This is a genomic window from Streptomyces sp. BV286, assembly GCF_019090165.1.
GTDB lineage: Bacteria > Actinomycetota > Actinomycetes > Streptomycetales > Streptomycetaceae > Streptomyces.
Genome location: NZ_JAHRIB010000061.1, coordinates 1 through 11,656 on the forward strand (window position 1 = coordinate 1; position 11,656 = coordinate 11,656).

Sequence of the window (11,656 nt, forward strand, 5' to 3'; positions counted from 1 at the left end):
GCGGCGCCGGGGCGTGCAGCTCGTACGCCACTTCGAGGGCCAGGGCGTACGCGGCGGGGTCGGTGTCCGCGACGGTGCGGGAGACGGTCCTGATCTTCATGACGACCTCCGGGGTCGGCTCGGGGTGAGCTCGGGTCAGCTGTCGGAGCCACCGGCCCGGAGCGTGTCCAGGTCGGCCTTGACGGTGTTGATCGGGATGGCGAAGCCGAGACCGACGCTGCCGGCGGTCGACGAGGTGGCGTCCGCGGCCGAGTACATCGCGGAGTTGATGCCGATGATGTTGCCGTTCATGTCGATCAGCGCGCCGCCGGAGTTGCCCGGGTTGAGGGACGCGTCGGTCTGGAGGGCCTTGTACGTCGTCGTGGACGAGCCGGTGTCGCCGTTGAACTGCTGGCCGCCGAACTCGAACGGCCACTGGCCGCCGCCACCGCCCTGCTGCTGTTGCTGCTGGCCCTGGCTCTCGTCCGTGGAGACGGTGACGTCACGGTCGAGCGCGGAGACGATGCCGCTGGTGACCGTGCCCGTCAGGCCCTCGGGGGAGCCGATCGCCACGACCTGGTCACCGACCTTGACGGCGTCGGAGTCGCCGAGCGTCGCGGCCGTCAGACCGGACGGGGCGTCCTCCAGTTTGATCAGCGCGAGGTCCTTCTTGCTGTCGGTGCCGACGACGGTCGCGGTGTACGACTTGCCGTTGCTCAGCTGCACCTTGATCTGGGAGGCGCCGGAGACCACGTGGTTGTTGGTGACGATCTCGCCGCCGGTCGTGATGATCACGCCGGACCCGGTCGAGGAGCCCGCGTTCGAGGTCGCGCTGATCTCGACGATGCTCGGGCTGACCGACTCGGCGACCCCGGCGACCGTGCCCTTCTTGCTGGCCGGGACGACGCTGGTGCTGGTGCTGCTGCTCGCCACGGTGTCGCTGCCGGTCAGCTGCTGGAAGGCGTACGCGGTTCCGCCGCCCACGGCCGCCGCGGCTATCGCCACCGCGGCCAGCAGCGCCAGCGGCCCCTTGGCACGCTGTCGGGGAGCGGCGGGGGAGACGGGCTCGGTGAGGAGAGCGGTGGGAGCGGCGCCCGGCTGCGTCGGCTCGTACGCCGGCGGGGGCGGCCACTCCGGGTTCACGGAGGAGGTCGTGGGGTTCTCGGGAGAGGCGTACGGCTGCGCGTACGGCTGCTCGGAGTACGCGGACTGCTGGTGGTCGCCCTGGGGGTACTCGCCGCTGCGGCGGAAGCTCTCGGTCATGGATCAGACTCTGCAGCCCCACCATGAGAGCTCCCTGAGTGCTCCCTGAGAAGCCCGACAGAACCGCGTATGCCCGATATAAAGCCGTCGGGGCCGGTGAAACAGGGGGTTGCGGCATGGTGTTGTCACGGAAGCGGCGGACGAATACTTGTCGGGCCGCTGTGAAGTGCGTGTGCGGGGAGGTCCGCGGGCCGCAGGCTTGGCGGGTTCACGAACCTCACCCACCTCAGGAGCCCTGAGTGATACGTGCCCTGCGCAGCCGCCTGAGACGCCCCGGCACGGCGTTCCCCGCGGCCGCTCTCGCGCTGGCGCTGAGTTGCGCCGGTGCCGTCGCGGCCCAGCCCGCGACCGCGGCGGACGGCCCCACCGTGGGTCTGCCCGACGCGGGCCTCGCACAGCCCGCGAAGCCGGCCGCCTCCACCGAGGAGCTGCGCGACCGGATCGTCGAGGCCGCGAAGGCGACGGGCGAGACCCCGGAGAAGGCCTCGCCCGGCAGGTCCCCGTTCATCATCGGCGGCGGCGAGACCACCATCGAGAGCGCCCCGTGGATGGTCCAGCTCGGCTACTCCGACCCGGCCACCGGCGACGGCTACTTCTGCGGCGGCACCCTCGTCGCCCCCAACAAGGTCCTCACCGCCGCCCACTGCGTGGCCGGCCTCGACTGGGCGGGCAACGGCGCCGTCCTGGCGGGCACCACCGACCTCGACGACTACACGACCGGCACGGCCGCGGGCGTGTTCCGCCAGTGGACCCACCCCCGCTACAACGCCGACACCACGCAGAACGACATCGCGGTCCTCACCCTGGACCGCCCGCTGCTGGACCGGCCGACCCTGCGCCTGGCCGCCTCCGACGACAGCACGCTCTACCGGCCCGGCACCACCGGCTCCGTCTACGGCTGGGGCCTGACCTCCGGGGCCGAGGACGCCACCCTCTCGACGAAGCTGAAGAAGGCGAACCTGCCGCTGGTCGCCGACGCGACCTGCAAGAGCGCGATGGCGTCGGTCCTCGACGGCGACTACTTCGTCGCCGGCTCGATGACCTGCGCGGGCACTCCCGCGACCGGCGTCGACGAGGGAACGAACAGCCCCTGCAACGGCGACTCGGGCGGCCCGCTGGTCGTCGGCGGCAAGATCGTCGGCATCGTCTCCTGGGGCGTCGCGGGCTGCACCGCCAAGGGCGCCTACCCGGTGTTCACCAAGGTCAGCTCCTACACATGGGCGGCCCAGCCGCGCGTCGACGACGCCGACCTGTCGTACGACGGCCGCGCCGACCTGCTCGCGCGCACGCCCTCGGGCGGGCTCTTCCAGCAGAACAGCAAGGGCACCTCGCTCGCGCAGCGCGCCTACCAGGGCAGCGGCTGGCAGAACGCCACCTGGGCCCTGCAGGCCGACCTGGACCGGGACTTCCACCAGGACCTGATCATCCGCGACAAGAGCGACGGCAAGCTGTACCGCAGCTACATGGACCACTCCGTCGGCGACTGGACCTGGATGCAGGTCAGCTCGGTCTGGGGCGGCTACAAGTCGTACGCGATCCCCGGCGACCTGACGGGCGACGCCCGCCCGGACCTGGTCGCGGTGGACGCCGACGGTTCGGTCTACCTCTACCCGGGCCGGGGCAACGGCCAGTTCCACGGCAAGGTCAAGGTTGTCAGCGGCGCCTGGAAGGGCGTGAAGGTCTTCGGCCGCGGCGACCTCTCCGGCGACGGCAAGCCCGACCTCCTGGTCCGCTCCACGGACGGCACGCTGTGGCTCTACCGCGGCACCGGCAAGGAGAAGACCCCCTGGTCGGCCCGTATCAAGGCCCGTACCGGCTGGAACTTCACCTCGTACGTCTCCAACGGCGACGTGACGGGCGACGGAGTGGCCGACGTCATGGCCCGCGACTCGGCCGGCACGCTGTGGCTCTACCGCGGCACGAACAAGGCGTCCGGCGACCTCTTCGCCACCCGCACCAGCCTGGGCACCGGCTTCAACCAGTACAACCTGCTGTTCTAGACCGGCGGAAGCACGCGTCGGCCCTCGCCACCGGGCGAGGGCCGACGCTTTCTGCTTTCCAGGGCCACGGGGACCGGCGCGCGTTCAGGGGCGCCGGGCCACCGCGTGCCTTCAGGGGCGCGGGGACCGTCACGCTTCCGGGCCGGCCGAGGCGCCGGGCAACCGCATCCCTTCAGGGGCGCGGGGAACTGCGTGACCAGCCACGACCCACCCGCAGCCATCAATCAAACGCACCTACCAGCGGAACTACCCACACCCACAAGAGCGCCGCACGACCAACTGGGAGGGGAACAGCTTCAACCGCTCCCGCCGAGCCCCGGCGACCCGCAGCCCGTCATCGAGTACGAGATCCACCGCGGCCCGGGCCATCGCGGACCGGTCGGACGAGATCGTGGTCAGCGGCGGATCGGTCAGCGCCGCTTCCTTGATGTCGTCGAACCCGGCGACCGCCAGCTCACCCGGCACATCGATCCGCAGCTCACGGGCCGCCCGCAGCAGTCCGACCGCCTGGTCGTCGGTGGAACAGAAGATCGCCGGCGGCCGATCGGGCCCGGCCAGCAGTTCGAGGCCCACCTTGTAGGCGTCGTAACGGTTGTAGAGCGCCTCGAAGAGGCGGCCCTCCGTGGAGCGCCCCGCCTCGTGCATCGCACGCCGCCAGCCCTCCACGTGGTCGGAGACCGGGTCACCGACGGTGGGGGTCTCCGCGACACCGCCGAGACAGGCGACGTACTCGTAGCCGTGCTCCAGAAGGTGGCTGGTGGCGAGCTGCGCGCCGCCCACGTCGTCCGTGACGACCGCGACGTCGTCGATGGCCTCGGGCCGCTCGTGCAGCAGCACCACCCGGGCGTCCCACGCGTCGATCTCGGCGGCGGCCAGGTCGTTCAGCGCGTGGCTGACGAGGATCAGCCCCGAGACCCGCATGCCCAGAAAGGCCCGCAGATAGTGGACCTCGCGCTCACCGACGTAGTCGGAGTTGCCGACGAGCACCATCTTTCCGCGCTCGGACGCGGCCTGTTCGACCGCATGCGCCATCTCCCCGAAGAAGGGCTGGCGCGCGTCCGGCACGATCAGGCCTATGAGGTCCGTACGCCGGGACGCCATGGCCTGGGCGACCCGGTCCGGCCGGTAGGACAGCTCCTTGATCGCGGCGAGGACACGCTCGCGCGTGGCCGGGGCGACCGGCCGGGGTCCGTTGTTGATGACATAGCTGACGACGGCGGTGGAAGTACCCGCAAGTCGCGCCACGTCATCCCGAGTCACCTTGGCCACGCGCGGAGTCTACGCGGATGGACCTATCGCCGGGCAGGCCGTACGGCTTCTTCCTGCGCCTTCGCGGTCGTCTCCCCGGCGGCCGCCGCGTCCAGGTGGGCGGTCTCGTCCGCATCCTCCGGCTTTGGCTGGGCCGCCTTGGCCTTCGTCTCGTCCGCCGCCCGCTCCACCTTCTCCGGCGTAACGAATCGATAACCGACGTTCCGGACCGTCCCGATCAGCGACTCGTGCTCGGGGCCGAGCTTCGCGCGCAGCCGCCGGACGTGCACGTCGACGGTCCGGGTGCCACCGAAGTAGTCGTAGCCCCAGACCTCCTGGAGGAGCTGAGCGCGGGTGAAGACGCGGCCGGGGTGCTGCGCCAGGTACTTCAGGAGCTCGAACTCCTTGAAGGTGAGGTCGAGGACCCGCCCCTTGAGCTTCGCGGAGTACGTCGCCTCGTCGACCGACAGGTCGCCGTTGCGGATCTCCATGGGGGAGTCGTCGTTGACGATCTGCTGGCGGCCCATGGCCAGCCGCAGTCGCGCCTCGACCTCGGCCGGGCCGGCGGTGTCGAGGAGCACGTCGTCGATGCCCCAGTCGGCGGTGACGGCCGCGAGGCCGCCTTCCGTGACGACGAGGACGAGTGGACAGCCGGGCCCGGTGGAGCGCAGCAGCTGACACAGGCTGCGGACCTGCGGGAGGTCACGCCGGCCGTCGATGAGGATGACGTCGGCACCTGGGGTGTCGACGAGAGCGGGGCCCTCCGCCGGAGCCACGCGCACGTTGTGCAGCAGGAGGCCGAGGGCGGGAAGCACCTCCGTCGACGGCTGGAGGGCATTCGTAAGGAGCAGCAGAGAGCTCATCGCGCCCCACCTGCCTGGGTCGTCATACGGTCACGCACGGTTCGCTCGCCCATAACGTCTGGTTCCTCCTCGGTCCCTGCGAGGACGTTTGCGGCACTGCTTCGTAGTGCTTGCGGCTCCCGCGCCCCCGGGCGCCGCAACTGCGCATTCACGGCGCATTTCTCATGCCGTTCTCGAACCGGAACCTCGTATACAGCGTTCGTATACAACGCTCCGGAAAGCGCAAAAGGACCCGGGGGCTACGCTGCCCGAGTCCTCTGCCCAGCAGAATAGCCCACATGAGCCAAGGTCCGGCAGGTCATGTGACGCGATCTTTCATTCGTCCAGAACCTGAGACGGCGGAGAGATGTACGGAAACTTCTCCGGAACGAACTCCGGAACGATCTCCGAGAGGGGTGGCGCGGAGGTTTCTGCGCACCGCCGACGGAGTCACGATCGACGCGGAGCACCGGCCCGGAACCAACGCGTCCGACACCTCCGGCGACCTCGTCATCGTTGTCGCGCACGGCTTCACGGGGGATCTGGAACGACCCCACGTCCGGCGGGCGGCCACCGTCTTCGCGCGGTACGCGGCGGTGATCACCTTCTCCTTCCGCGGACACGGCGCCTCCGGCGGGCACTCCACGGTCGGCGACCGTGAGGTCCTCGATCTGGCGGCGGTGGTGGAGTGGGCGCGAGAGCTCGGTCACACCCGCGTGGCCACCGTCGGATTCTCCATGGGCGGCTCGGTGGTGCTCCGGCACGCGGCCCTGCACGCCAAGAGCGGTGAGGAGCACGAGGGGCGCACGGGAGCGCATACGGACGCGGTGGTTTCGGTCAGTGCACCCGCCCGCTGGTACTACCGGGGGACGGCCCCTATGCGGCGCCTGCACTGGCTGGTAACCCGGCCGGTCGGCCGCGCGGTCGGCCGCTACGGACTGCGTACCCGGATCCATCACCGCGAATGGGACCCGGTGCCCTCCTCCCCGGTGGAGTCGGTTCCCCTGATCGCGCCCACACCGCTGCTGATCGTCCACGGCGACCGCGACGGCTATTTCCCGGTGGACCACCCGCGCATGCTGGCCGCCGCGTCCGGGGACCACGCGGAGCTGTGGCTGGAGCGGGGGATGGGCCACGCCGAGAACGCGGCGGACGACGAACTCCTGGCCCGTATCGGGGAATGGGCCGCCGCCCACGCGGGCTAGCCTGACGGTGTCCGTCACCCGTTTCTTCCACCGTTGATCGAGGACATCAGATGGCAAAGGGCACGGTGCGTTACTGGGCCGCCGCCAAGGCCGCCGCGGGAGTCGCCGAGGAGCCGTACGAGGCGCAGACCCTCGCCCAGGCGCTCGACGCGGCCCGCGAGCGACACCCCGGCGAACTCGTCCGCGTCCTGCGGCGATGCTCGTTCCTCATCGACGGCGACCCCGTGGGTACCCGCGGACATGAGACGGTACGGCTGGCCGAGGGCGGCACGGTCGAGGTGCTCCCGCCGTTCGCAGGAGGGTGACGGGACCATGAGCAACCAGCCGTACGAGGGGAACGGGCCGTACGAGGGGTACGACCCGTACCAGCAGCAACCCCAGCCGCAGCAGCAGGACCACCAGCACCAGCAGGCCCCGCAGCAGCCGTCCGGGTGGACCGGGCAGCAGCAGTACGACGAGGCCGCTGCGCAGCAGCAGTACACCCAGCAGTGGGAGGGCCGGACCTGGGAGACACAGGTCCAGCCGCCGGTCGCGCCCGCCGCGGACACGGCGTACCTGCCCCAGCAGGGCCCGGGAGAGGACGCGTACGGGGCTCAGCCGCCGCACGCGGCCCGGTACGGCGTCGTGGGACAGCCGATGCCCGCGGAGGCCGGGGCGGGCTGGAACCACGCCCCACAGCCGCAGGGCCGGCCGGGCCAGGGTCAGCCGGGCCAGGGCCCGCAGCACGCCCAGGGTGCCCATCGGGCCCAGGACGGCCCGTACGCCCAGGCTGCCCCCTACTCCCAGGGCGGGCAGCAGGCCGAGGGCAGCGGAAACCCCGTCCCCGCGCCGGCGGCCGGACCCGGCCCCACGCCCGCCCCCGGCGCCTTCGCCGCCGACCCCGCGTCCGCCTCGGGCTACGGCCCCGCCACGGTCACCGGCAACACCCGTGTGACCGACGCCCAGCGGGCCCGCGCCGAGGGGCGTTCGCCGATCATCGAGCCCGGCGCGCAGCCTGCCGTGCTGACGGCGGTCCTCGGACTGCTGCTCGCCGGGGCCGCCGCGGTCGGGCAGTACGCGCTGGTCGTACCGCTGGTGATCCTTCAGGCGGTGACCGCGGCGGGCTGGTTCCGGCTGAACGGCATGTGGCCCGCCCGGCAGGGCATCGCACTGGCCTTCGCGGGTGCGCTCACCGCTGACGTGGCGCTGCTCGCGGCCGGGCGGGACAACGCCCCCGCCGCGATTCTCGGCACCCTCGGTGTCTGGGTCCTGCTGACCCTGGTCCTCCAGCTGCGCAGCCACGCCGAACCCGACGAGCGGATGTACGGCCTGATGGCCACGGTCGTCTCGGCGGCCCTCGCGATCGTCGCGACGGGCCACCTGGCGGCGGACGCGGACGCGGTGACGGTCGGCGGGGTGGCGGTGGCGGCGGCGATTCTGGCGCGGGCGCTTCCCCTGCCGACGATCGCCTCGGTGGCCGTGGCGCTGCTGGCCGCGGCGGGGGCGGGGATCGCCGTCGGCGGGCTCACCGATCTCGGCGAGGCCGGGGCGGTTCTCGGGGCCGGGGCCGGTGTCTGCGCGCTGATCGGACACCGGGTCGCCAGTTACGACTATCCGTCGCGGTTCGTCCACTTCACCGCGGGAGTGGCCCTGCCCCTCGCGGCGGCGGCCCCGGCCGTCTATCTGCTGGGCCGGGCCCTGGCCTGAGGCCCCGGAACCGGGACGCACCCCCGGGTGCACCCCTGTCACAGCTGATCGACAACCCACCCCGTCCCCCCGGCCGGAGGGACCGTCAGGGTTACCCTCGCGCTCAGAAGACCGCCTAGGTGGGGGAACACGGAAAACATGCGAGCACTGCGAATACTTCTGATCGTGACCGTCATCCTGGGCGGCCTCTTCGTCATCGCCGACCGCGTCGCCGTGGGCTTCGCCGAGGACGAGGCCGCGGACCGGCTGAAGACCAACGAGGGCCTGGCCACCACCCCGGACGTGTCGATCAAGGGCTTCCCCTTCCTCACCCAGGTGGCCGGCGGCGAGCTGGACGAGGTCGAGGTCGGGATCAAGGACTACGAGGCCGACACCAGCGGCGCGACGGGCGGCACCGGCGGGGGAGCGCCCGCCAAGATCCGTATCGACAACCTCGACGCCCGGATGAAGGGCGTCGCGTTCTCCGGCGACTACAGCTCCGCGAAGGCCGCCTCCGCCACCGGCACGGCCACGATCTCGTACGACGAGCTCCTCAAGGCCGCCAAGGCCGAGCCCGTGGACGTCGCGACCGGGGTCACCGCCAAGGTGGTCGGTCTCTCCGACGGCGGCAACGGAAAGATCAAGGTCGAGGTGGAGGCCACCGTGCTCGGTACGAAGCTGCCCCGCCCGGTCTCCGTGCTCAGCTCGGTGAGCGTCAAGGGCGACACCGTCGAGGTGCGCGCGGACTCCCTGCCCAACCTCGGCGTCCAGCTCGCGGAGGACCGGGTGCGCCTGATCACCGACTTCCGGCAGAAGATCGACGGCCTGCCGGGCGGCATCAGGATCGACAAGGTCGAGGCGGCCGACAAGGGCGTCGACATCGGGGTGAAGGGTTCCAACGTCAGCCTCGTCGGGTAGGACACCGGGCGGCCGGGACGGCCGGAGGGCGGACCGCCGGGCGGGCGGCGGCCCCCGACCACGGTCCGGGCGGCGTGCGGATCACCCTCGCCGTCCGAAAGGCGAGACGGACCAGTCCGCACAGCAGATGCATCAGTGATGTGACGAGGGCTACAGAGACCCCCGGGGCGTGCGGGAGTTGGTTCCGCGCCCCGTGCATCCCACATCGCGGACGATCGCGTCTCAGCATGCGACACGCCGGTGACATGTCCGGCTTTCCGTCCCTACGATCGACGGCATGAAGCGACAGGCGGACCTCACGAAGCGGCGGGCAGTAGACCTGTGCCGCGTCGCCGCCATGCTCTGTCGCACCTTCTGAGCGGAAGCGTCCGTACTTCCGCGAGCCGGGCCCTTCGACCTCTCTTGTCGGGGCCACCCCCGCGCCGCGTACACCTCGCAGCCATGGCCACCGAGCCCGTACGTGCCCGCACCCCTCACTTACGCAACGCCCCGCCGCAACTGCCCCGGAGGAGAACGAGCATGAGCCGCAGCGACGTCCTGGTAGACGCCGACTGGGTCCAGGACCACCTGGACGACCCGAACGTGGCCGTCGTCGAGGTCGACGAGGACACGTCCGCGTACGAGAAGAACCACATCCGCAACGCGATCCGGATCGACTGGACCAAGGACCTCCAGGACCCGGTCCGCCGTGACTTCGTCGACCAGGAGGGCTTCGAGAAGCTCCTGTCGGAGAAGGGCATCGCGAACGACACCCTGGTCGTCCTCTACGGCGGCAACAACAACTGGTTCGCGTCCTACGCCTACTGGTACTTCAAGCTCTACGGCCACGAGAACGTGAAGCTCCTCGACGGCGGCCGCAAGAAGTGGGAGCTCGACTCCCGCGACCTGGTCGCCGAGGTGCCGGCCCGCGCGAAGACGGACTACAAGGCCAAGGCCCAGAACACCGCGATCCGCGCCTTCCGCGACGACGTCGTGGCGGCCATCGGTTCGCAGAACCTGGTCGACGTCCGCTCGCCCGACGAGTTCAGCGGCAAGCTGCTCGCGCCGGCCCACCTGCCGCAGGAGCAGTCGCAGCGTCCGGGCCACGTCCCGTCCGCGCGCAACATCCCGTGGTCGAAGAACGCCAACGACGACGGCACCTTCAAGTCGGACGACGAGCTCAAGGAGCTCTACGCCGACGAGCAGGTCGACCTCGCCAAGGACACCATCGCGTACTGCCGCATCGGTGAGCGTTCCGCGCTCACCTGGTTCGTGCTGCACGAGCTCCTCGGTGTCGAGAACGTCAAGAACTACGACGGCTCGTGGACCGAGTACGGCTCCCTCGTCGGCGTGCCGATCGAGCTCGGCGCCAACAAGTAACCCCTAGGCCCGCAGTACTGAAGGACGGAATCGAAACATGTGTGGAGCGAAGGCAGGCGGCCCCGACGCCTCGACGATCAAGCCCGGTGAGACCACCATCCAGGGTCAGGTGACCAAGGACGGCGAGCCGGTGGTGGGCTACGTCCGCCTCCTGGACTCGACCGGCGAGTTCACCGCCGAGGTCCCCACCTCGGCGACCGGGCAGTTCCGCTTCTACGCGGCCGAGGGCACCTGGACCGTCCGCGCCCTCGTTCCCGGCGGCACGGCCGACCGCACGGTCGTCGCCCAGACCGGCGGCCTGGCCGAGGTGGCCATCGCCGTCTGAACCGTCTGACGGTTCGCACCGTATGAACGGCCGAAGGGCCGCACCCCCGGGGGTTGGACGCTTTCCGGTACGGGGTGCGGCCCTTCGGCTCGCCCACGCCGCCTTGGGGGCCCGCGGGGCGGGCTTTCCCGCCGGGGGCGCTCTACGCTGGACGTATGTATGCGCGAAGGCGTCACGTCTACTTCGCCATGATGGGGACGTGCATCGGGTTGTTCGTGCTGGCCTGGGGCGTCGTACGGCTCTGGTCGGTCCCCGTCGCCGTCGGCATGTGCGTGGTGGCCATGGTGATCCCGCCGATCGCGGCGATGACGGCCAACCGGCGCGGCCCCGACGACCGCTGGTGGGACGACCCCTCCGGCGACGCCAGGTCCGACGAGTGGTGGGACGAGCTGGACGGCAAAAAGCGGCGGCCCTAGAAGCCGTGGGGCGACGACCGGGGACTCAGTAGACGAGCGCCTGCGTGTCCTCCGCCAGTGCCTCCTGCACGAAGACCTGCGCGCCCGCGATCCGTACGCCCTGCAGGACGTCCTTCTCCGAGATGTCACGCCGGGCGGCGCACTGCGTGCAGAGGGTGACACGGCCACCGGCCAGGACCGAGGCGAGCAGACCGGGAAGCGGGGCCGCGTGCGGCAGCTCGAACTCGGCGGCGCGGCCCGGCAACGCGAACCACGCGGACTCGCCGGTCAGCCACAGCGACACGTCCACCCCACTGGCCACGGCGACCGCCGCCACCGTGAAGGCCTGCGAACACCGCTCGGGAGAGTCGGCCCCTGCCGTCACCTTGATCACTAGCTTCTTCGCCATGCAGCGCATCGTAGGGCCTACCTCATGAAGAGCCCGGGTCCCGGCCCG

The 11,656-nt window shown here is 71.0% G+C and carries 13 protein-coding genes; 9 read left to right on the plus strand and 4 right to left on the minus strand.

What is annotated here, in order from left to right; genetic code table 11:
* Positions 1-135: 135 nt before the first annotated feature.
* Complete coding sequence (locus tag KUF83_RS08515) at positions 136-1,242, minus strand: S1C family serine protease (protein WP_217453977.1); 1,107 nt, start codon at positions 1,240-1,242, stop codon at positions 136-138.
* 239 nt (positions 1,243-1,481) lie between these two features.
* Between KUF83_RS08515 and KUF83_RS08520 the strand changes: the two genes are divergently transcribed.
* The gene (locus KUF83_RS08520) at positions 1,482-3,242 is read left to right on the plus strand and encodes a trypsin-like serine protease (RefSeq protein WP_217453978.1); all 1,761 of its coding nucleotides are present in this window, start codon (positions 1,482-1,484) and stop codon (positions 3,240-3,242) included.
* 246 nt (positions 3,243-3,488) lie between these two features.
* Here KUF83_RS08520 and KUF83_RS08525 read toward each other — a convergent pair whose 3' ends face one another.
* Positions 3,489-4,511 (minus strand): LacI family DNA-binding transcriptional regulator, encoded by a 1,023-nt coding sequence (locus tag KUF83_RS08525; protein WP_217453979.1) that lies wholly within the window; start codon positions 4,509-4,511, stop codon positions 3,489-3,491.
* A 23-nt stretch (positions 4,512-4,534) separates the two neighbouring features.
* Positions 4,535-5,353 carry a response regulator transcription factor gene (locus KUF83_RS08530; protein ID WP_217453980.1) on the minus strand — a complete coding sequence of 273 codons (819 nt, stop codon included), beginning with the start codon at positions 5,351-5,353 and terminating at the stop codon, positions 4,535-4,537.
* A gap of 278 nt (positions 5,354-5,631) precedes the next feature.
* Here KUF83_RS08530 and KUF83_RS08535 point away from each other — a divergent pair, with 278 nt between their 5' ends.
* The 8 genes from KUF83_RS08535 (at position 5,632) to KUF83_RS08565 (ending at position 11,220) form a co-directional block, all read left to right on the plus strand.
* Positions 5,632-6,537, plus strand: a complete 906-nt coding sequence (locus KUF83_RS08535; protein WP_217453981.1) for an alpha/beta hydrolase — start codon at positions 5,632-5,634, stop codon at positions 6,535-6,537.
* Positions 6,538-6,587: 50 nt separating this feature from the next.
* Positions 6,588-6,842 carry a MoaD/ThiS family protein gene (locus tag KUF83_RS08540; protein WP_217453982.1) on the plus strand — a complete coding sequence of 85 codons (255 nt, stop codon included), beginning with the start codon at positions 6,588-6,590 and terminating at the stop codon, positions 6,840-6,842.
* A 7-nt stretch (positions 6,843-6,849) separates the two neighbouring features.
* Positions 6,850-8,223, plus strand: a complete 1,374-nt coding sequence (locus tag KUF83_RS08545) for a hypothetical protein (protein ID WP_217453983.1) — start codon at positions 6,850-6,852, stop codon at positions 8,221-8,223.
* A gap of 138 nt (positions 8,224-8,361) precedes the next feature.
* Positions 8,362-9,120, plus strand: coding sequence for a DUF2993 domain-containing protein (locus KUF83_RS08550; protein ID WP_217453984.1), 759 nt, complete (start codon positions 8,362-8,364; stop codon positions 9,118-9,120).
* 277 nt (positions 9,121-9,397) lie between these two features.
* Positions 9,398-9,478 (plus strand): putative leader peptide, encoded by an 81-nt coding sequence (locus KUF83_RS42950; protein ID WP_350310325.1) that lies wholly within the window; start codon positions 9,398-9,400, stop codon positions 9,476-9,478.
* Positions 9,479-9,639: 161 nt separating this feature from the next.
* Entirely contained in the window at positions 9,640-10,479 is an 840-nt protein-coding gene (locus KUF83_RS08555; RefSeq protein WP_217453985.1) for a sulfurtransferase, read from the plus strand.
* Positions 10,480-10,516: 37 nt separating this feature from the next.
* A complete protein-coding gene (locus tag KUF83_RS08560) occupies positions 10,517-10,804 on the plus strand; it encodes a DUF1416 domain-containing protein (RefSeq protein ID WP_033324392.1) in 288 nt (95 codons plus the stop codon).
* A gap of 155 nt (positions 10,805-10,959) precedes the next feature.
* A complete protein-coding gene (locus KUF83_RS08565) occupies positions 10,960-11,220 on the plus strand; it encodes a DUF3099 domain-containing protein (protein ID WP_217453986.1) in 261 nt (86 codons plus the stop codon).
* A gap of 25 nt (positions 11,221-11,245) precedes the next feature.
* Here the strand turns inward: KUF83_RS08565 and KUF83_RS08570 are convergent, their stop codons facing one another.
* On the minus strand, positions 11,246-11,608 hold the full coding sequence (locus tag KUF83_RS08570) for a DsrE family protein (protein ID WP_217453987.1): 363 nt from the start codon (positions 11,606-11,608) through the stop codon (positions 11,246-11,248).
* Between the last annotated feature and the right edge of the window lie 48 nt (positions 11,609-11,656).

Excerpts from the sequence above, each read along its gene's own strand:
- KUF83_RS08515 (WP_217453977.1), bottom strand. The coding sequence starts at position 1,242 with ATGACCGAGAGCTTCCGCCGCAGCGGCGAGTACCCCCAGGGCGACCAC.
- KUF83_RS08565 (WP_217453986.1), top strand. The coding sequence starts at position 10,960 with ATGTATGCGCGAAGGCGTCACGTCTACTTCGCCATGATGGGGACGTGC.
- KUF83_RS08535 (WP_217453981.1), top strand. The coding sequence starts at position 5,632 with ATGAGCCAAGGTCCGGCAGGTCATGTGACGCGATCTTTCATTCGTCCA.
- KUF83_RS08540 (WP_217453982.1), top strand. The coding sequence starts at position 6,588 with ATGGCAAAGGGCACGGTGCGTTACTGGGCCGCCGCCAAGGCCGCCGCG.
- KUF83_RS08550 (WP_217453984.1), top strand. The coding sequence starts at position 8,362 with ATGCGAGCACTGCGAATACTTCTGATCGTGACCGTCATCCTGGGCGGC.
- KUF83_RS08530 (WP_217453980.1), bottom strand. The coding sequence starts at position 5,353 with ATGAGCTCTCTGCTGCTCCTTACGAATGCCCTCCAGCCGTCGACGGAG.
- KUF83_RS08545 (WP_217453983.1), top strand. The coding sequence starts at position 6,850 with ATGAGCAACCAGCCGTACGAGGGGAACGGGCCGTACGAGGGGTACGAC.
- KUF83_RS08570 (WP_217453987.1), bottom strand. The coding sequence starts at position 11,608 with ATGGCGAAGAAGCTAGTGATCAAGGTGACGGCAGGGGCCGACTCTCCC.
- KUF83_RS08560 (WP_033324392.1), top strand. The coding sequence starts at position 10,517 with ATGTGTGGAGCGAAGGCAGGCGGCCCCGACGCCTCGACGATCAAGCCC.
- KUF83_RS42950 (WP_350310325.1), top strand. The coding sequence starts at position 9,398 with ATGAAGCGACAGGCGGACCTCACGAAGCGGCGGGCAGTAGACCTGTGC.
- KUF83_RS08555 (WP_217453985.1), top strand. The coding sequence starts at position 9,640 with ATGAGCCGCAGCGACGTCCTGGTAGACGCCGACTGGGTCCAGGACCAC.